The 17,607-nt window shown below is 37.4% G+C and carries 23 protein-coding genes; 16 read left to right on the top strand and 7 right to left on the bottom strand.

The window, feature by feature from the left end:
* Positions 1-273 precede the first annotated feature (273 nt).
* On the bottom strand, positions 274-1,854 hold the full coding sequence (locus tag RAH34_RS22140) for a hypothetical protein (protein ID WP_306597579.1): 1,581 nt from the start codon (positions 1,852-1,854) through the stop codon (positions 274-276).
* A 755-nt stretch (positions 1,855-2,609) separates the two neighbouring features.
* Here RAH34_RS22140 and RAH34_RS22145 point away from each other — a divergent pair.
* From RAH34_RS22145 to RAH34_RS22195, 11 genes are all read left to right on the top strand, one after another.
* A complete protein-coding gene (locus RAH34_RS22145) occupies positions 2,610-3,083 on the top strand; it encodes a Dps family protein (RefSeq protein WP_114820042.1) in 474 nt (157 codons plus the stop codon).
* Between the two features lie 54 nt (positions 3,084-3,137).
* Positions 3,138-3,833, top strand: a complete 696-nt coding sequence (locus RAH34_RS22150; protein ID WP_306597580.1) for a LytTR family DNA-binding domain-containing protein — start codon at positions 3,138-3,140, stop codon at positions 3,831-3,833.
* A 107-nt stretch (positions 3,834-3,940) separates the two neighbouring features.
* Entirely contained in the window at positions 3,941-6,148 is a 2,208-nt protein-coding gene (locus RAH34_RS22155; protein WP_306597581.1) for an ATP-binding protein, read from the top strand.
* Positions 6,149-6,160: 12 nt separating this feature from the next.
* Positions 6,161-7,219, top strand: a complete 1,059-nt coding sequence (locus tag RAH34_RS22160; protein ID WP_306597582.1) for an NADH:flavin oxidoreductase/NADH oxidase — start codon at positions 6,161-6,163, stop codon at positions 7,217-7,219.
* Positions 7,220-7,237: 18 nt separating this feature from the next.
* Positions 7,238-7,792, top strand: a complete 555-nt coding sequence (locus tag RAH34_RS22165; protein ID WP_306597583.1) for an antibiotic biosynthesis monooxygenase — start codon at positions 7,238-7,240, stop codon at positions 7,790-7,792.
* A gap of 200 nt (positions 7,793-7,992) precedes the next feature.
* Entirely contained in the window at positions 7,993-8,550 is a 558-nt protein-coding gene (locus tag RAH34_RS22170; RefSeq protein ID WP_306597584.1) for a hypothetical protein, read from the top strand.
* A gap of 130 nt (positions 8,551-8,680) precedes the next feature.
* Positions 8,681-9,727 carry a cupin domain-containing protein gene (locus RAH34_RS22175; protein ID WP_306597585.1) on the top strand — a complete coding sequence of 349 codons (1,047 nt, stop codon included), beginning with the start codon at positions 8,681-8,683 and terminating at the stop codon, positions 9,725-9,727.
* 5 nt (positions 9,728-9,732) lie between these two features.
* Positions 9,733-10,425 carry a YoaK family protein gene (locus tag RAH34_RS22180; RefSeq protein WP_306597586.1) on the top strand — a complete coding sequence of 231 codons (693 nt, stop codon included), beginning with the start codon at positions 9,733-9,735 and terminating at the stop codon, positions 10,423-10,425.
* Between the two features lie 4 nt (positions 10,426-10,429).
* Positions 10,430-10,891, top strand: coding sequence for a redoxin domain-containing protein (locus RAH34_RS22185; RefSeq protein ID WP_306597587.1), 462 nt, complete (start codon positions 10,430-10,432; stop codon positions 10,889-10,891).
* Positions 10,892-10,893: 2 nt separating this feature from the next.
* A complete protein-coding gene (locus tag RAH34_RS22190; RefSeq protein WP_306597588.1) occupies positions 10,894-11,412 on the top strand; it encodes a thioredoxin domain-containing protein in 519 nt (172 codons plus the stop codon).
* Between the two features lie 52 nt (positions 11,413-11,464).
* Positions 11,465-12,286 carry an alpha/beta fold hydrolase gene (locus tag RAH34_RS22195; RefSeq protein ID WP_306597590.1) on the top strand — a complete coding sequence of 274 codons (822 nt, stop codon included), beginning with the start codon at positions 11,465-11,467 and terminating at the stop codon, positions 12,284-12,286.
* 118 nt (positions 12,287-12,404) lie between these two features.
* Here the strand turns inward: RAH34_RS22195 and RAH34_RS22200 are convergent, their stop codons facing one another.
* The 4 genes from RAH34_RS22200 to RAH34_RS22215 all read right to left on the bottom strand — a co-directional run bounded on the left by RAH34_RS22200 (position 12,405) and on the right by RAH34_RS22215 (position 14,820).
* Complete coding sequence (locus tag RAH34_RS22200) at positions 12,405-12,617, bottom strand: ArsR family transcriptional regulator (RefSeq protein WP_306597591.1); 213 nt, start codon at positions 12,615-12,617, stop codon at positions 12,405-12,407.
* A 26-nt stretch (positions 12,618-12,643) separates the two neighbouring features.
* Positions 12,644-13,444 carry an HAD family hydrolase gene (locus RAH34_RS22205; RefSeq protein ID WP_114820031.1) on the bottom strand — a complete coding sequence of 267 codons (801 nt, stop codon included), beginning with the start codon at positions 13,442-13,444 and terminating at the stop codon, positions 12,644-12,646.
* Between the two features lie 528 nt (positions 13,445-13,972).
* Positions 13,973-14,164, bottom strand: a complete 192-nt coding sequence (locus RAH34_RS22210; RefSeq protein ID WP_306597592.1) for a hypothetical protein — start codon at positions 14,162-14,164, stop codon at positions 13,973-13,975.
* A 113-nt stretch (positions 14,165-14,277) separates the two neighbouring features.
* On the bottom strand, positions 14,278-14,820 hold the full coding sequence (locus RAH34_RS22215; protein WP_306597593.1) for a DUF4468 domain-containing protein: 543 nt from the start codon (positions 14,818-14,820) through the stop codon (positions 14,278-14,280).
* 221 nt (positions 14,821-15,041) lie between these two features.
* On the opposite strand from RAH34_RS22215, the gene RAH34_RS22220 reads away from it, so the two are divergent.
* Genes RAH34_RS22220 through RAH34_RS22230 form a run of 3 tightly spaced genes read left to right on the top strand, consistent with a single transcriptional unit; the run spans position 15,042 to position 16,081 of the window.
* A complete protein-coding gene (locus RAH34_RS22220; RefSeq protein WP_306597594.1) occupies positions 15,042-15,353 on the top strand; it encodes a hypothetical protein in 312 nt (103 codons plus the stop codon).
* Positions 15,354-15,375: 22 nt separating this feature from the next.
* Positions 15,376-15,813 (top strand): hypothetical protein, encoded by a 438-nt coding sequence (locus RAH34_RS22225; RefSeq protein ID WP_306597595.1) that lies wholly within the window; start codon positions 15,376-15,378, stop codon positions 15,811-15,813.
* 1 nt (position 15,814) lies between these two features.
* Complete coding sequence (locus RAH34_RS22230; protein WP_306597596.1) at positions 15,815-16,081, top strand: hypothetical protein; 267 nt, start codon at positions 15,815-15,817, stop codon at positions 16,079-16,081.
* On the opposite strand, the gene RAH34_RS22235 is transcribed toward RAH34_RS22230, so the two are convergent.
* On the bottom strand, positions 16,067-16,498 hold the full coding sequence (locus RAH34_RS22235; RefSeq protein ID WP_306597597.1) for a hypothetical protein: 432 nt from the start codon (positions 16,496-16,498) through the stop codon (positions 16,067-16,069). The genes RAH34_RS22230 and RAH34_RS22235 overlap by 15 nt on opposite strands.
* A gap of 25 nt (positions 16,499-16,523) precedes the next feature.
* On the opposite strand from RAH34_RS22235, the gene RAH34_RS22240 reads away from it, so the two are divergent.
* Positions 16,524-16,763 carry a hypothetical protein gene (locus tag RAH34_RS22240; protein ID WP_306597598.1) on the top strand — a complete coding sequence of 80 codons (240 nt, stop codon included), beginning with the start codon at positions 16,524-16,526 and terminating at the stop codon, positions 16,761-16,763.
* Position 16,764: 1 nt separating this feature from the next.
* Here the strand turns inward: RAH34_RS22240 and RAH34_RS22245 are convergent, their stop codons facing one another.
* Positions 16,765-17,157, bottom strand: coding sequence for a hypothetical protein (locus tag RAH34_RS22245; protein ID WP_306597599.1), 393 nt, complete (start codon positions 17,155-17,157; stop codon positions 16,765-16,767).
* Positions 17,158-17,323: 166 nt separating this feature from the next.
* On the opposite strand from RAH34_RS22245, the gene RAH34_RS22250 reads away from it, so the two are divergent.
* On the top strand, positions 17,324-17,596 hold the full coding sequence (locus RAH34_RS22250) for a hypothetical protein (protein WP_306597600.1): 273 nt from the start codon (positions 17,324-17,326) through the stop codon (positions 17,594-17,596).
* Positions 17,597-17,607 lie beyond the last annotated feature (11 nt).

Consider the following 17,607-nt stretch of genomic DNA (forward strand, 5'->3'; position numbering starts at 1 on the left):
GACAAAGCTTGATCACAGGATTAAAAGGAGAAAATTCCATGTTTTATTTTTTTTTCAAATCTAGGGTATTCTGTTGGTATTTTTGGATTTAAAAATCCTGGGAAGTAAAAAGAATAGTAAAATTAAACAATAGAAATCACATAAAATCACTACTTTTTCCACAGTATTAAAAAGATTTTCATTTTTCATCAATGAAAAAACTGCAAAGAAATAATCCTTACAGTTTTTTTATGTGTTTTTAGAATCGCTGGACCTTAATAAAAAGCTGCTATCTTAATTTTGGAATTTTACAAAATCCAGATAAAAAGAAGGGTTTCCAGCGTTAAATGAAGCTGGAACTACTCCATTTGTTTTACCAGCTAACACAGTGTAGGTTCCTGGTGTAGCAAAATATAATACACGGTTCTGATCTCTTGGAAACATGAATGCAGCAGTGTTTGATCCACAGTAGCTTCTCCAGACATCACCAATACCATTAATATAAAAAAAGTAATCATTACAATCAGAATTGATAGCAACTCCACATCGGAAAAAATACCACCCTTTTGCAGGGATAGTGACCTGAACTCCCGTATTCAATCCTGCAGCTCCGGTTCCGCCCGTATAAGGATTTATCAATGTTCCGATATATGGTGTCCAATTATTAGCGAACGCTGTAGTAACAGTGGATGACCATGTTGCTAAACCATTGGCATCACTGGTGAGGACATACCCCAACTGCTGAGTACCATCTTTAATTTGAAGAGCACCATTGGTAGTCCCATTATCAATAATAACTTTTGCATTTGATGCGCCCGTGGGCACTGTATTGGTCCCCATCAGAACTTTTCCTGTACCATTAATACTTAAATTGTTTCCCGCCAGTGCAATATCTGTAGCTTGTGAAAGGGTTCCTCCCAATTTTACATCTGTACCTGATAATGTAAGACCATTGCTTGCGGTAATGTTGTTATTAATAATCGTTGTTCCTCCGTTTCCGTTACCTCCGGCAAGTTCTGTAACAGTCATAAATCCTATTTGAGGATTCAACTGAGCTGTTCCTGCTCCTCCTAATCGTACTTTTACAGAGGTGTCAACTGTAGGCCTGTAAATAGCATAGGCCTCTGGCTGGCCTCCTATTGAAGTAGCAGGATAATTATTTATTGCATCAACAACACCGGTTGTACTGGAGGGAAGAACGGAATTATTTGAAGCATCAACCCATTCATAGACGAAGAAACCTCCAGCTAGTGAGAACTCTGTAGCATGCAATTGGCAACGGAGAACATAGGTTTTCCCGGCTTTCAAATTAAAAATACCAGCATTATAAGTAATATTATTGGTTGCAATTACAGAACCAAATGTAACATCCGATCCAGTAGATACTGTTTGAATAGCGTTTGGCTTTACTATAATATAATCTCCTGTAGAAGAACTTCCTTTTGAAAGTATTTCCCATGTAGAAGAAGCCCCCGTAAGCCCGGTATTGATTAGCTCTACACTTTGATTTGCTGGGACAAGAACGTTGGGATTTCCATTAATAGTCTCTGGAGATGCAGAATTTACTGTAATACTAAAGTTTGTATTATTTTTAATCCTATAAATACGTCCTCTATAATTCCCGGCCCCACTGACTGCAGAAGGGAGATTAAACACAGCATTGGAGCTACCGTTATAAGAAACATGGAAATCTGATGAATTCAAATTATAAGAGTTTGTATTGACAGCATTATAATTTGCTGCTAATGATCCATTAATATCCATAGTGGAACCTGGATTTGCAGTATTAATACCAACATTTCCTGCCTGGGCAAAAGCAAAAGTTGGACTTAAAGCTAATACGGCTATAAATAATTTTGTATAAATTTTAACCATTCATTATTGTTTTACATATCGTAACTGATATTATGACGAGGTAAAGGTATGCTAATAGAGAGGTAAAAATTCTCCGAATGCCGTGGAAATACATGTACGGGTTTGTGGAAAAATATCCACAAACGTTCCTATCAAATAATAAGCTGTATGATATAACAAATCAGACAACTTAAAAAAATAAAATCCATTATCCCGGACTGGTAAGAGGTGTATTTCGGATTAAAATATTTCAAATAGAATTTTAGAGAGAAAGAATAAAAATGTAAAGCATTTAAGGATCTTACATCTTCTTTTATATCTATGGCTTTTCCTTCTTTTTGGTCTCAGTGATTAATATCCCATTTTCTTTTCGTGGAAGCTGCCATCTATGGCTATCCTAACATAAATTATACGAGTAGATTTGTTTTTTGAACTTAAAAAAAATAAAGTTGCCACGATTTTGCCACAAAAATTATGAGTCTATTTGAAAGCTATATCATTTCTTTTACAAAAAAAACCTACAAAAAATCAATTTTTGCAGGATTTATCTATCTTTTTGTACTTTATAAAGATTTTATGAATTGTACCACGTGGAGAATACGGGACTAGAACATAAGATTATCTGTTATATTATTTTGAAACTTAAAGAAAGCGGAAATTATCCACTTCTCACCGATTGATTCTGCCCGTTCGCCGAAAATAAAGATCGTTTTATCAGATTATGAAAGACCTTTACGTCAGAAAAAGCAATAATGCTCAACTAAAATCTTATTATTATGAAAACAAAAATCGGAATTACAGAAAAAAACACAGAAGCCGTTGCAGAACAATTAGCAAAATTATTAGCAGACGAAACGCTTCTTTACATCAAAACAAGAAACGCTCACTGGAATGTAACCGGCGATAACTTCCATGCCCACCATATATTCTTCGAAGAACAGTATAAACAACTGGATGAACTGATTGACAATGTTGCCGAAAGAATGCGTAAAATCGGGCATTATGCTCCGGCAACAATGAAAACCTATCTGGAACTGACTCATTTAACAGAATACAGCGAAAGAACAAACGATGGTTTAGGGTACATGAAAGATCTATTAAGTGATCATGAAAGCATCATCGAATTTCTCCGCGGAAATATTACTCCATTTGCAGAAACGTATAAAGATTATGGTACCAGTGATTTCATTACAGGTCTTATGGAAACCCATGAGGAAATGGCCTGGATGATCCGTTCCTATTTCAGATAACACAAAATAAAAAAGGAATAATTATCTTTGTGTAAATCATAAACAACTATACCTATGAAAGCCTTAATCGTGGATGATAATGATATTGCAAGAACAACATTGGCACATCTCGCAAAACAGGTTCCGGATCTTTCCATTGTCAGCGAGTTTTCCAATGCCATAGAAGCGTATCATTACCTTCAGTCCAATTCTGTCGATCTCATATTTCTCGATATAGAAATGCCGGAAATGACAGGAATTGAACTCACGAAAACGCTTTCCGGTAAAGAGACTATCATCATTTTCACGACCTCAAAAAAAGAATATGCATTGGAAGCGTTTGAGCTTAATATTGCAGATTATCTTCTGAAGCCCATTATGCCGGTAAGATTTCTGCAGGCAGTAAGCAAGGCTCAGACGATTCTTGAAAGCAGAAAAGAAAATGTGGAAATCACCAGGGATGAGTTTCTTTTTGTGAGAGATTCCAATATCACAAGACGCTTAAAGCTGGATGACATTTTCTATGCAGAAGCCATGGGTGATTATGTGAAGTTCTATACCAAAGAAAAGATGTTTGCCATTCATGGTAAAATGAAAACGGCCGAAGAACGTCTTCCTAAGGATCATTTTATAAGAGTCCACCGTTCCTATATCATTTCTGTTGGCAAAATCGATACCCTTCAGGACGGCGGTATTATGATTAATGGTAAATTCATTCCCGTGGCAGATGCATACAGAAAAGCACTCAACACGAGAATGAATGTCTTTTAGCCGTAGCAGGCCATCAGAAATCTCACTCCGCTTTTTGATCTTAATCCCTTAACAATTGAGGGGTAATCAACCTCCATCTGTATTTATTTTAAATCAGACCGTTAATTATGAAAAATATATCTTCAGTAATGGATAACAAGCGATTCAGCTATTTTATTATCCTGACATTTATTGCGGGCTCACTCCTATTGATCGCTGTTCAGCTCAATTCTGCGGGAAATACCAAGGCGCTGATTCAAAATAATAATACTTTGCTGAACGAACTGCGTTCAAGCAATCATTTACGGGAGATTGACCGGGATATTCTGGGAGTGGAAAGCAGAATCAGAGCTTCTATTGCAACAAATGACACCACGCATCTCGAAGGCATCGATCAAAAAATCAATCAGATCGAAAATTTCCTGGATTCTCTATCCAGAGATAATGTAAATGCTGAGGAAGAAAAACTGATCCACCGGTTAAGCGTTCTTGCCATGGAAAAGAAAACAACCAAAGACAGGCTGTTGAAGCGTTATATGAAATTGGGAAATATGGATGACAATACCTCCATTGCCAATCCACGTGCGAGAAATATCTCCAATGAAATTACCAGAATCACAGCTGAAATATATGAAAGCAGAAAGCTGAATATGGTTGAACTCAGCCAGAAAAGTGAAGAAATGGGACAAAAAGCAAGGTTTTATGATATTTCACTGCTGGTCTTACTGATCCTGAGTGGTTCTGTTGCAGGATATCATATCCTCAGACAGTTTAAACGTCAGAGACTGCTGATCAATGAACTTGATATTGCCGAGAAAAAAGCGTTGGTAGCAGCGCAGACCAAGGAAAATTTCCTGGCCAATATGAGCCATGAAATCAGGACTCCGTTAAGTGGAATTCTCGGTTTTACCAATTTGCTTCAAAAACGTCCGATGGATGAAACTTCAGCAGAATTTGTATCTTCCATACAACGTTCCGGGGAAAATCTGATGGCGATCATCAACGACATTCTTGATTTATCCAAAATAGAAGCCGGGATGATGCGCATTACCTCTGGAATTTTCAGTATTAATGGGCTGGTTAATTCCGTAGAAACCTTCTTTGCAGAAAGAGCAAAAGAAAAAGGTCTTACCCTCTCGAGTACCATTGATCCTTCGATACCTGACACTTTGGTAGGAGATGCTACAAGGCTGACCCAGATCTTAGTGAACCTCATCGGAAATGCTATAAAATTTACCCATCAGGGAAATATTTCTGTTGAAATCTACAGCAAGCAGCAAACTGAGAAAACTGCTGTTCTCGGATTTAAAATTTCAGATACGGGAATTGGAATTGACAAAGAAAAGCTCACAGAAATCTTCGAAAGATTCAACCAGGGAGAAGATTCGACCACAAGAAATTACGGCGGAACAGGATTGGGCTTATCCATTGTGAAAAGCTTAATTATACTGCAGAACGGAAACATCGAAGTAAATAGTGAACAGGGTAAAGGAACTACATTTCATTTCTATATTCCTTACGGTATTGCTGAAGAGCAGCTTACCGTGCTGCCAATCGCTGATCCGCACTATTTTAAAGATAAATCCAACACGCCCCTGAAAGTTCTGGTGGTTGATGATAATGTGATTAATCAAAGCCTGATGAAACATCTGCTTTCTCAATGGAATATTGATTTTCATATTGCGTCGAACGGTCTTGAAGCAGTAAGTTATCTGAAAAGCAATGCATGCGACCTGATCTTAATGGATATACAGATGCCGCATATGGATGGATATACAGCAGCCCAAAAAATCCGGGAAGAACTGAGCCTGGATATTCCGATTATCGCGATGACTGCCCATGCTCTTGCTGGTGAAAGAGAAAGATGCCTGAGCCGCGGGATGAACGAATATATTTCCAAACCTGTGAATGAAGAAGAGCTGTTTATGCTGATTTCAAAATTCGGTCTTAAAGAAAACGGCAGTTACGAAAAGAAAAACGAAATACGATCAGCTGACTATCATTATATTGATCTCACTTATATGCAGACGGTAAGCGGCGGCGACAAAAGTTTCGAACAAATGGTCACCCAACAGTTTATTGAGAACATTCCCAATCATGTACAGAAACTGACTATAGCCTATGAAAACGGGGATTTTCAGGATGTGAAACTATGGGCCCACGATCTTAAATCCAGTATTACCATCATGGGATTACATCCTATTTTAAAGGAAAAACTTGATATTCTTGAAACAGCTTCAGCAGAAACCCCTGAATTGCAAAAAATACTGACAGAGGTGCAGGGAGTTCTGTTAAAAGCAGTTTCCGAAGCTCACACATTTTCAAAAACAATTTAAAAAAGAAAAAAAATGAATTTATTTTCACCGATACACATTCGCAATCTTACGATAAAAAACAGGATTGCTTTATCTCCCATGCAGCAGTACAGCGCACAAAACGGAGTTCCGGGCAACTGGCATCTTGTCCATCTCGGAAGCCGTGCTGTTGGCGGAGCCGGATTAATTCTCACCGAATGTACAGCCGTTTCAGAAGAAGGTCTGGCTACATTATCCGATGTAGGAATCTGGAACGAGGAACAGAAAAATGCATGGAGAAACATCGTGAATTTTGTGCATGAACAGGACGCAAAAATAGGAATTCAGCTGTGGCATGCAGGAGGAAAAGGAAGCCTTAAGCACCCGAATGAAAGAATGAAACCCCTCACCCGGGAAGAAGGAGGCTGGACTGTAAAATCTTCTTCAGCACAGGAATTCAACGGTGTCTTTGCGGAAGAGCTCACGATTGATGAGATACACGAGCTGAAGACGAAATTTGTTAAAGCAGCCCTTCGTGCCATCGAAGCAGGTTTTGATACCATTGAACTTCATGCAGCGCATGGCTACTTATTTCATCAGTTTTATTCTGCAGTGATTAACAAAAGAAAGGATGAATATGGCGGAAGTTTTGAGAACAGGATCCGTTTTCTTGTGGAAACCGTGCAGGAAATCAGGAAAGTTATTCCTGCTGCAATGCCTCTTTTTGTAAGAATATCTTCTACCGACTATATAGAATCGGGGGAAGCTTGGACTTTGGGAGACAGTATCAGACTTTCCGAAATCCTTAAAGAAAACGGTGTAGATTTCATTACGGCGTCCGGCGGAGGATTTACCAATGTAAGCAAGGATAAAGTATTTCCCGGATATCAGGTTCCTTTTGCAAAAGCCATTAAAGAACATACCGGGATTTCAACAGGAGCTGTAGGAATGATTACAGAAGCAGAACAGGCCAATACGATTATTGCCAATGGAGATGCCGATCTGGTCATCATCGCACGTGAGCATCTGAGAGATCCTTATTTTGCCATTCATTCAGCCATAGCATTAGGTGCTGAAACAGAAATTCCGTGGCAGTATAAAAGAGCGTATTAAACAAAACCGTAAAAATCAATGATGGAAAATCAAGGTGCTTCCGTAGTGATCACTCATCATATTCTGGATGGGAAACAACCTCAGTATGAAAAATGGCTGGATGAAATTATCCCTGTTACAAGACATTCTGAAGGCTTTATCGATCTACAGATTGTTCGCCCTATTCCTGATCTCACTTTTGTGTATACCGTCATTATCCGTTTTGATACGATTACTCATCTTAAAAACTGGATGGAGTCAGAGGATCGGAAAGAACTGATAGGGAAAGCCAGTCCGTTCTTCAGAAAAAATGACCATTACCAGATAAGATCCGGTCTGGATTTTCTTTTTACCGGGGAAAATGAAGGCAATAAAGTTCCGGTACGCTGGAAACAGTTTCTCGCGACATGGTCTGCGATTTTTCCGCTGTCTGTTCTTATTCCGGCTTTGATAATTCCTGTTTTACGGTTCTTTGCTATTCCGGCCAATCATTATTCTGACGGGCTCATCAATTCCGGAATCATTGTTTTTCTGATGGTATTTGCCGTAATGCCCTATTATACAAGGCTGATCAAAAAATGGCTGTATAAATAACCACCTATAAAATTATCCTTCCTCAATCACTGTACCCACAGTGATTTTTTTGTTTTTCATAATGTTTATCTCCTTAACATTTAAACTGTGTCAGCTTATTCAACGATACTTTTCGCCTGTTGACCGAACAGCAGTAAAAATTATGATGGTCTGTTGGTAGCTTTACATCATTAATAATATAACAATCAAAACCAACGACTATGGAAATCTTACAAACTCCCGAAAACGCACTCTCCCATTCCAGTGTAAGTGCCATCATCAATGCACCTATTGAAAAAGTGAATATTGCAGACTGGCTGCTTAACCTACCGGATGCCGAATATCAGCGTTGCTCCACCCAGCATATCGGAGCTGCTATTTCTTTGACTTTTGATGGTAAACCAGTGTCTTTAAATGTCGAAACCATTGGAGATGCACTGATGGTACAGCATTATATTGCAGATATTTATCGTCCTGACTATTGCCGCATGCTTTCCATCTCTGATTCAATTACTAAAAACGGACGCACAAAAGTTCAGGTCTTATGGGAACTGAAAGTGACAGAGATTGATAAAAATACCTGTCTTTACACCAATGAAATTCATGCGACAGCCACACCTGAAATGTTTGAGTATATGAAAGAACACGGGATCAACCTCGCGGATGCCGCTGCATCAAGGCAAGCTGCTTCTGATGCTCACAATCATGAAGAAACTCCAAATTTTGCAAAAAGCATAGAAAACAAAGCATTAACAGGTCAATATAACCAACCTTTTTAAATATGGGCACTACAGCTATATTTCCAACGACTCAATTTGCCTTTTCACCGAATGATCTTAAAAAAAAGCAAGACTTCAGGGTAGCTTTACAATAGCAAAAACAAAGAATTAATCACAAAAAAATAATATTATGAATCCTTCATCATTAAGTTTCAGATACGAATTAGAAAAAAAAGAACCCCGCACCAATGACGGCGGTACAACAAGAGGAGCCTCTGTAAAGGAATTTCCGGCCTCTGTAGGTATTGCCGGGGTTTCCATGAGATTACAGCCCGGGAGTATGAGAGAGCTGCACTGGCATGCCAACGCTGCAGAATGGGCTTATGTAATTTCAGGAACAGTACGTACCACGATTATTCACCCGGACGGGCAAAGTTATACTGATAATTTTGAACCCGGTGATGTGTGGTATTTCCCGAAAGGCTATGGACATTCCATCCAGGCTACCGGGACAGAGGAATGCCACTTTATCCTGATTTTTGATAATGGTAATTTTTCGGAAGACCATACCTTCAGTGTTACAGATTTTGTTTCAAGTATGCCTCCTGAAATCGTTGCACAAAATTTAGGTTTGAGTCTTGAAGAGGTATCAGAACTCCCTCAGAAAGAAGTTTACTTTGCAGCAGGAGTTGTTCCGGACGAACTCTCCGTGAATGCTGCAGCCCGCCCTGAGGAATCAGACATTGAACTGACAAGCCTTCATCGTTATCCTTTGCATTCACAGCAGCCAAGAATCATTCCCGGTGGAGGTCTGCAAAGACTGGTTACCCATAAAGAATTTCCTATCAGCACAACAATGGCAGGTTCTGTACTGGAGCTGCAACCCGGAGCTTTAAGAGAAATGCACTGGCATCCGAATGCAGACGAGTGGCAGTATTTTATTTCCGGACAGGCAGAAATGTCGGTGTTTTTGGCAGAACGAGTTTCTGTTACCGAACAGTTCAATGCAGGTGATGTAGGATATGTGCCTATGGGAGCCGGACATTATATCAAAAATACAGGAGATACAGTCTGTAAAGTGTTGATCGGATTTAATAGCGGTACCTACGAGTCGATTGATCTCAGTGAATGGCTGGCAGGAAACCCTAAAGATGTGGTGATCACCAATTTTGGACTGAAAGAAGGAGAAATAGAAAAGTTTCCCCAAAAGAAAGTATTCATCAAACCTGGAAAATAACACCTGTGCTTCCGCAAACAAAGCTCCGTGTCTCTGATATTTCTTTCAGAATACAGGAGAAACTGGCAGTATTTCTGGCCTTTATTGCAGGATATACAGATGCTACAGGGCTGATACAATGGAAAACCTATGTTTCTTTTATGAGCGGCAATACAACCCAATTAGGTGCAGCAGTTTTCAGTGAAAAATATGGTGTTATCATCAGTTCTGCCATTGTAATCAGCTTTTTTCTGGCCGGGATTTATACAGGAACGTGTCTATCATTATCAAAGAAGTTCAGAAGCACAAAGATGATCTTCTACACAGTTTCCGGCATCATGATCCTTTACAGTATCACTGATTACTATGAGCATATTGCTCATGGAGTGTCTATAGCAGTAATCGGTTTTTCGATGGGCCTTATGAATACCATTGTCACATCTGTGGGTAATCAAAAGATCAATACCGATTTTGTGACGGGAACTTTAAACAGCCTGGCGAAAACTGCTGCCCTGCTTATGATGAGTAATGATGCCGACAAGAGGGATGAATACAAAGAGAATATTTTCCATTTATTATTCTTATGGACGGGCTTTCTCTCCGGTGCTTCAGCAGCTCCTTTCCTGCTCTCCTATTCAGGAAACTGGACGTTAATGTTTCCGGCAGCCTTACTGCTAATCTGTGCATTCACAATACCAATTACAACGATTAAAAACTAATCCTATGCTACAAAAAAATAAGGTTGCTCCTGATTTTACATTATTTGCAACCCCGGATCAGAAAATTACCTTATCTGAATTCAGAGGACGAAACATTATCCTTGCATTTTATCCCGCAGACTGGAGTCCGGTGTGCAGTGACCAGATGGCATTATACAACGAAATGCTGAAATATTTCAAAAAATATGATGCGGAGATTTTCGGAATTTCTGTAGACAGCAAATGGTGCCACCTGGCATTTTCACAATCCAGAAACCTGCACTTTCCACTGCTTGCAGACTTTGAAGCCAAAGGAGAAACAGCCAGGAAATATGGTGTTTACAATGACGAAGAAGGAGAATGCAACAGAGCTCTTTTTGTCATTAATAAAGACGGCATCATCGAGTGGAGCTACCTCTCTCCCACCGCGATCAATCCCGGTGCAGACGGAATTTTAGAAGCGTTAGAAAACCTTAACACGAAATAATTATGTCACTTAAACCATCAGTCAGCAATGCTGACCACACCCAGGGCAACTCAAATGCCAGCTTAATCATTGTAGAATATGGAGATTATCAGTGTCCTTTCTGCGGAGCAGCTTATCCGGTTCTTAAAGAGTTAATGAAAGAATTCGGAGACCAGATCAGATTTGTATTCAGAAATTTTCCTCTGTCAGAAATGCATCAGTATGCAAGAATGGCAGCACTGGCAGCAGAAGCGGCTTCTTTACAAGGAAAATTCTGGGAAATGCATGATGCTATTTATGAAAACCAGGAATTTCTGAATGACATGCTCCCGTTAAAGCTTGCAGAAAAACTGGGTTTGGATATTCCTCAATTCAGAGCAGATATTCATAGACAGGAATTGGCAGAAAAAGTAGATACAGATTTTGAAAGTGGGATCATGAGCGGAGTGAACGGAACCCCTTCTTTTTTCATGAACGGAAATAAATTCAATGGCAGTGCCGAAGACCTTTTCCAGCTGGTACGTGAAAATACTGTCTATTAATCAAATCCTATTATTTTAAATACAATCCATTATAACATTAAAAATAAACAATATGAGCACACTAACATTAAAAGACGGAACAGAAATTTTTTACAAAGATCAGGGACAGGGACCTGTACTGATGTTTCACCACGGATGGCCTTTATCATCTGATGACTGGGACGCACAGGTTATTTTCTTTTTACAGAGGGGATTCAGAGTGGTTACCCATGACAGAAGAGGCCACGGACGTTCCAGTCAGAATATTTATAATCACACTATTGAACAGTATGCTTCTGATGCTGCAGAACTGGTTGATTTTTTAGATCTGAAGGAGGTTGTACACATCGGTCACTCAACAGGCGGTGGTGAAGTCATCCGTTATGTCAATAAATATTCCAATGGAAGAGCTAAAAAAGCAGTACTGATCAGTGCCATTCCACCGGTAATGGTTAAGAGTGAGAACAATCCTGACGGCGTTCCCATGGAAGTTTTTGACAATATCAGGGAACAGACTTTAAACAACAGGAACCAGTTTTATTATGATCTGACTTTCCCTTTCTATGGCTACAACAGAGAAGGTGCCCATGTAAAAGACGGTGTTCAGAGAAACTGGTGGAGACAGGGTCTGATGGGAGGAATCGTAGCTCATTATGACGGGATTAAAGCCTTTTCAGAAACAGATTTAACCGAAGATTTAAAAGCAGTGGATATTCCTGTCCTGGTGATGCATGGTGAAGATGATCAAATTGTTCCTATTGCCAATGCAGCATTGAAATCAATTAAATTATTAAAGAACGGAAAGCTGATCACTTATCCGGGGTTCCCTCACGGCATGCCGACTACGGAACATCCAACCATCAACAAAGACCTTTTGGAATTTATCAGATCATAAATTCCAATTGTTTTCTAAACAATAAAGATGAACCTTTCGAGGGTTCATCTTTTTATCATTTAATACAATAGAACACATTGAAATGCAAAACTTTATAGTTTCACCATTTTTTCACTTCTTATTCAGCCTTTATTTTCGAAAGGTCAAGACCAAGTCTTGTAAATTCCTCCTGTCCTTTATCCGTAATGTAGTAGTGGCGGTCTGCCGGATTTTCTTTAGCAATCCAGCCTTTCTCCAGGAATTGTTCTAAAAGAAGCTGGCCTAGTTTTCCGCCGATATGCTCATAGCATGCTTTAGCAGGTTTTCTTTGGGTTGATTTACTCCTATTCATATTGGGTTATAGTTTTTAGGGATGAATTAATTCACATGCAGATAATCTTTTATCGTTTTAAGAACTCCGAAGCTGTCATTGGTACATGCTTCAAAATTAGCGACCTCTTTTACATTCGGGTGGGCATTTTTCATTGCGTAAGAATATTTGGCGTTCTTCAGCATTTCTATGTCATTCATATAATCTCCGAAAGCCATTGTATTTTCAGGAGAAATGTTTAATGATTTCTGAAGGATTTTCAGAGCGTTTCCTTTATTGATATCCTTATTCATCACATCCAGCCAGTGCGCTCCTGAAATAACTATTTCCAGACCAAATTCTTCAAATCTTTTAAGAGCCGGATACAAAAATTTTTCAGAACCTTCAGGGTGATACACTGCTATTTTAAAGGCGGTATCATCAATTTTTTCCGTCAGGTCGTCCTTTTTCATATTTTCGGTGTAATACTTTGAGAAGAAATCTACAAATTCCTGGTCTTCGGTTTCATAATAAGCCATTTTTTTAGCTGATAATACGGCTTTGGCACCTGGTATTTCACGGACAGCTTTAATGATTTCAACAATATATTTGTACTCCAGCGTATCGGCAAAAAGTTCCTGATCTTTATAGATCACGTAGCCTCCGTTTTCAGCAATAAAACCGATCTCACTTTCTATATCTCCGAAATAATGGGTAATGCCCGGCATCTGTCTTCCGCTTGCGGGTACAAATACAATGTTTCTTTTTTTCAGTTCTTTGTAAACTTCTGAAAACTCAGGGCTCATTTCATGGCTGGAATTGAGAAATGTACCATCCATGTCTGTCACAATTAATTTAATCTGTTCCATATTCTATTAGGAAATGCAAGGTTCTGTATACAGCAGAATCATCATCTGCTTATTCTTTTCAAAGATATTGAATTAATTACCTTTTCTTATAATGATTCCCCTACTTTGTTCCTGTTTAAGGTTTATTGTGAAGATTTTTAAAGTTGACAGTATCAGGTTGTAATTCTTGGATAACTTCTTCGGAGTTTTGCTGCTTATCCTTGAGACAGTCACTTTCCTGACATCTTATTCTATTTTTTTAGAAAAAACGGAGCGTTTCAAAATTCTGAATATGTAAAAAGCCCTTAAGAAAAGGGCTTTGCTGTAGTGGAGAATACGGGATTCGAACCCGTGACCTTTTGACTGCCAGTCAGCATCCCCGTTTAAACCACATTCACAACATACAATTAATCAATACATTAGCAAAATAAGAAAAGATCAAATTCAACCCCTTTCTATGCGCTAGTACACGATCGAGTACACGATTTTACACGGCAAAAATAAGGATAATTTTCCAATAAAGATTGTGAACTATTAAGGCAAAAGGACTTAAAAAGTTCCTCTTCTTTTTTTTTCATTAAGCCAGTTTTCGTAATACTTTTTTGTTTCATACTTAAATTTTACCTTGGCTATTTCTTCTTTTCTGGTAGATGGTTTTATTAGACCATCTTTTTCTTCAAGATACTTTCTGATTTCATGCTCTGGAATAGCATCCAATATTTTTTTAATCATTTCTTTCATTACAATATCTCAAATTAAAATGAATTTCAGAACATTTCTACCTTTAAAGAAGTCTTACCGAAATAAACCGTCATATTACATTGGTCATTTTCTACTTGTTTATTTTACTAAGCTTACCAGTCGTTACTTCCTTCATATTTTTTACTCATGCCTAATTCAATACTTGTAATCAATGCTTTGATTTTTGTAGCAATCTTTTCCCTAACATCTTGCAACGCTGCCTCATAAGCAATACCTTTTCCAATACTGGGGGCTTCGCTATTTTGACTAACCCTTCCGAAATTTCCCGCTCGACAAAGATTCCCCGCTGATCCTTTATGATCAAATGCATTAAACAAATACTTATATTTTCCATCCTTTACATAAATACTAAAACTGTATTTAATAGATCCTTCAACACATGAATAGCCACGGTATTTGTTATTTGTTCTATAATCCATAATTCCAGTGCCACTTATCTCACCGTAGTTTGGGTCTTCAGTAATAATATAATTGTTCTTGGAATTATAGTTTTCTTTTGCCCATGATCGTGCTCGATTGAATAATTCCATTTTAGTTGTAGTGGAATCAATCTTTATTACTTGGTCAAATTTCAAATCCTGAGCAGATAAAATAACAAGAGCATTACAAAATATAATAGTGAATATCTTTTTCACGCATTAATTTTTGGCAAATATAGAAATATTCTAAATACGCAATTTTACGGAAACCCGTATTAATACCGATTGCACAATTAAAATGTTTTGCTATGTAGAATAAATAATTCATTGAAAAAAGAAATATATTATTAATTTAGCATCTAGGATATGATAGAAAGTTTTATAAGGATGCCGGTTTTTTAATTAGTATTTTTGAATTCACTTTTAAAATTTTAACAATGAAGACATTAAAATTAATTATTGCCGGAATCGCAATTGCTACTCTAGCCTACTCATGTTCTAATGACAGAGACGATGAAGCAAGACAAAAAGCCATCGAAGAAGTCAAAACCAGTAACCAATCGAAAATTAAGTTAAACCAAAAGGGAGGCTTTAACTCGCATGGTAAGGAAAACACTGGAAAGATAGGCGACACAATTAAGTCTAATACCTCCTCGAATTCCTCAGGCGCTATTCCTCCCAACAAATCATTAGGTACAGATGATGGAGACGAAGTCGTTGATCCAACAAAACCAGACAAACCTTGGTAAAGGAAAAGCTATAACACAAAGAATGGCAACAATACTTGTATTGTTGTCTTCTATCCTTCCATTCCTTAATAATATACTAAAGCATTTATTCAACACCCCTTCTATTGTTTTAGATGTGACAGGCGCAAAAGCTCTTGATTTAGATAGTGCTATTTTCTTTTTTGCGATGCCAATAAGTTATCTTTTTATAGCTTATGGCGGTAGATTTGGAGCGCATAAAAAAAGTTACTATGCTGTTTACCTATCCGCTTACTTCCAAGTTGTTATTGTTATCAACTTTATCTTTGTAAGCACGAATGTCGCTTACTTCATTACCCAGATAGCACTGTTTATTATATTTCTGGTGGTCGCAATTCTTTTGTTAAAAAAAGGAAGATACTACACCAGTATGGAAGCAAAAAATGAATTTTTAAATAGCACATTAGACAGATATTCTTCAATCTTAAGAGAGAAAAAATAGTATGAAGTTTTTAGAGAGAAAAGAAAGGCTTAAGATTTTAATATCTATCAGTGATCAATTATGGGACGATTACAAATCCGGAACTCTCAAGGCAGATGAGTATCTAAAAAAGGCTGACGAAATAAGAGAAGAACTTAATACCGTCACAGATGTAACATTTTTTGACATGCAGGAGTTATCTAAAAGTTTAGGATACATTCTTATAAAAAGCAGAAATATCTTTGGCACCAAAAACCAATATAATTGTCAACGATTAATTTTTAATTGAAGATTTAAATTGCTCCAATTCTTTCATAAACTTATCAATCTTTTCAGTCAGAACTTGTAATTTACGTTCTTGGATATCGCTTACTCCTTTATTTCTGATTTGTTCAAGAGTAAGTTTATCCGACATTTCGGACTCCGAAGATTTGGCCAGATCATATTCTGTGTTTAGCATGTCACCTTCTCCAACAATCAACCACCTTGCATTAACTTCCGGAAATTTTTCCAATAAGGCCGATATTAAGTCTAACCCAGGTTTATTTCTGCCACGTTTAACATTTGAAATTTTAGCCTGAGAAAGCCCTTCAACTTCCTGTGACGATTTATATCCAGAGTAATTGTAATATGAAAGAACCTGCATAAACCTTGCATTAACTTCCGGAATACTTAACATTTGTTTATTATTTTCTTTTTCTTTCATATATTTGTATAAATATTAATTACTTATGGCCACTAAAAGACAACTCAAAGAATACGCTTCTAATCTAGAAGCTATTTTGTATTTAAATTCTCCAGAAGAACAATTAGACAGGCTTTCACTGCTTGTTTCTGAAAATATTTCGCTTGAAACAAAGATCGACATCTCATTAGACAGGCTATTAGTAGATAGCACGGCTTTTAATGAAAAAATGGCATCCTTAATCTTTCGCAGAAGACTATATAAGAACAAAACAAAAATTATATAGTTTATAGCATATTTGCTATATTTCTCAAATTATCATTTTTCCTTTTTCTAGCTTCTTCTGTAAGTTTATCTAGTACAGGCATCGCAATTGGAACTTCAAAGGCAATTCTGCTTATTGATTGGTTATTAGTAGTTGTAGATGCCTTTATTTCTCCGGAAATAAACTCTACTACTTTAATTGCGACACCTTTCTTATTTTCTTTACTATCTCCTACCGTTACAGCTACATCAAACTTTACATTCATTAATTTCTGCTTACCAAAATCATCCAAATTTCCATCTTTTATAGTTGATGGAAAAACAATTACTCCTGATTCAGATACTTTTTCCTGCACCTCATTCACTGCATATATTATACTATATAGCGAATTCTCAATATAATCTTTTAGGTCCATATTTTCTCACATTAAATTTTTCTCACTGGTTATCAATACTTTACATTTGTTAAGTAAAAATACTTTACAAATGTTTTGTATACTTAACATTTGTTATGTAATATTGTGCTACAATTACAACGCAGGTGTTAGTAATTAGTTTACGAAAATACAAAATATATAAGTAATGATAAAAACAAGAGAAGCGATTTCGCCCATACTTTCAGAGTATTTGAAAGAATTCACTACCAAAGATGATCGGGCTGATATCATAAGCAAGGTAAATGGGGTAAGCTCTTCAACATTAAGAGACGTAATGTATCGCAGAAATTCGGTTTCAGAGTACAATTTACCAGCAGTGAAATTATTGCTATTAAAAGCAAGTGAAAATGCAGAGGCAAAAATTCAAAAAGCCAGAAACTGCAAAAAAGAGATCAAAAAAGTCATCGACTGTATTTAAATCAAAAAAAC

It is taken from the genome of Chryseobacterium sp. WLY505, from assembly GCF_030846215.1.
In the GTDB taxonomy this organism is placed as follows: domain Bacteria; phylum Bacteroidota; class Bacteroidia; order Flavobacteriales; family Weeksellaceae; genus Chryseobacterium.

Bases quoted from the DNA above. Each gene is read 5' to 3' on its own strand.
- RAH34_RS22140 (WP_306597579.1), bottom strand. From the start codon at position 1,854: ATGGTTAAAATTTATACAAAATTATTTATAGCCGTATTAGCTTTAAGT.
- RAH34_RS22210 (WP_306597592.1), bottom strand. From the start codon at position 14,164: ATGAAAGAAATGATTAAAAAAATATTGGATGCTATTCCAGAGCATGAA.
- RAH34_RS22225 (WP_306597595.1), top strand. From the start codon at position 15,376: ATGGCAACAATACTTGTATTGTTGTCTTCTATCCTTCCATTCCTTAAT.
- RAH34_RS22240 (WP_306597598.1), top strand. From the start codon at position 16,524: ATGGCCACTAAAAGACAACTCAAAGAATACGCTTCTAATCTAGAAGCT.
- RAH34_RS22195 (WP_306597590.1), top strand. From the start codon at position 11,465: ATGAGCACACTAACATTAAAAGACGGAACAGAAATTTTTTACAAAGAT.
- RAH34_RS22245 (WP_306597599.1), bottom strand. From the start codon at position 17,157: ATGGACCTAAAAGATTATATTGAGAATTCGCTATATAGTATAATATAT.
- RAH34_RS22205 (WP_114820031.1), bottom strand. From the start codon at position 13,444: ATGGAACAGATTAAATTAATTGTGACAGACATGGATGGTACATTTCTC.
- RAH34_RS22145 (WP_114820042.1), top strand. From the start codon at position 2,610: ATGAAAACAAAAATCGGAATTACAGAAAAAAACACAGAAGCCGTTGCA.
- RAH34_RS22170 (WP_306597584.1), top strand. From the start codon at position 7,993: ATGGAAATCTTACAAACTCCCGAAAACGCACTCTCCCATTCCAGTGTA.
- RAH34_RS22160 (WP_306597582.1), top strand. From the start codon at position 6,161: ATGAATTTATTTTCACCGATACACATTCGCAATCTTACGATAAAAAAC.
- RAH34_RS22235 (WP_306597597.1), bottom strand. From the start codon at position 16,498: ATGAAAGAAAAAGAAAATAATAAACAAATGTTAAGTATTCCGGAAGTT.
- RAH34_RS22250 (WP_306597600.1), top strand. From the start codon at position 17,324: ATGATAAAAACAAGAGAAGCGATTTCGCCCATACTTTCAGAGTATTTG.
- RAH34_RS22200 (WP_306597591.1), bottom strand. From the start codon at position 12,617: ATGAATAGGAGTAAATCAACCCAAAGAAAACCTGCTAAAGCATGCTAT.
- RAH34_RS22190 (WP_306597588.1), top strand. From the start codon at position 10,894: ATGTCACTTAAACCATCAGTCAGCAATGCTGACCACACCCAGGGCAAC.
- RAH34_RS22155 (WP_306597581.1), top strand. From the start codon at position 3,941: ATGAAAAATATATCTTCAGTAATGGATAACAAGCGATTCAGCTATTTT.
- RAH34_RS22175 (WP_306597585.1), top strand. From the start codon at position 8,681: ATGAATCCTTCATCATTAAGTTTCAGATACGAATTAGAAAAAAAAGAA.
- RAH34_RS22165 (WP_306597583.1), top strand. From the start codon at position 7,238: ATGATGGAAAATCAAGGTGCTTCCGTAGTGATCACTCATCATATTCTG.
- RAH34_RS22185 (WP_306597587.1), top strand. From the start codon at position 10,430: ATGCTACAAAAAAATAAGGTTGCTCCTGATTTTACATTATTTGCAACC.
- RAH34_RS22150 (WP_306597580.1), top strand. From the start codon at position 3,138: ATGAAAGCCTTAATCGTGGATGATAATGATATTGCAAGAACAACATTG.
- RAH34_RS22230 (WP_306597596.1), top strand. From the start codon at position 15,815: ATGAAGTTTTTAGAGAGAAAAGAAAGGCTTAAGATTTTAATATCTATC.
- RAH34_RS22220 (WP_306597594.1), top strand. From the start codon at position 15,042: ATGAAGACATTAAAATTAATTATTGCCGGAATCGCAATTGCTACTCTA.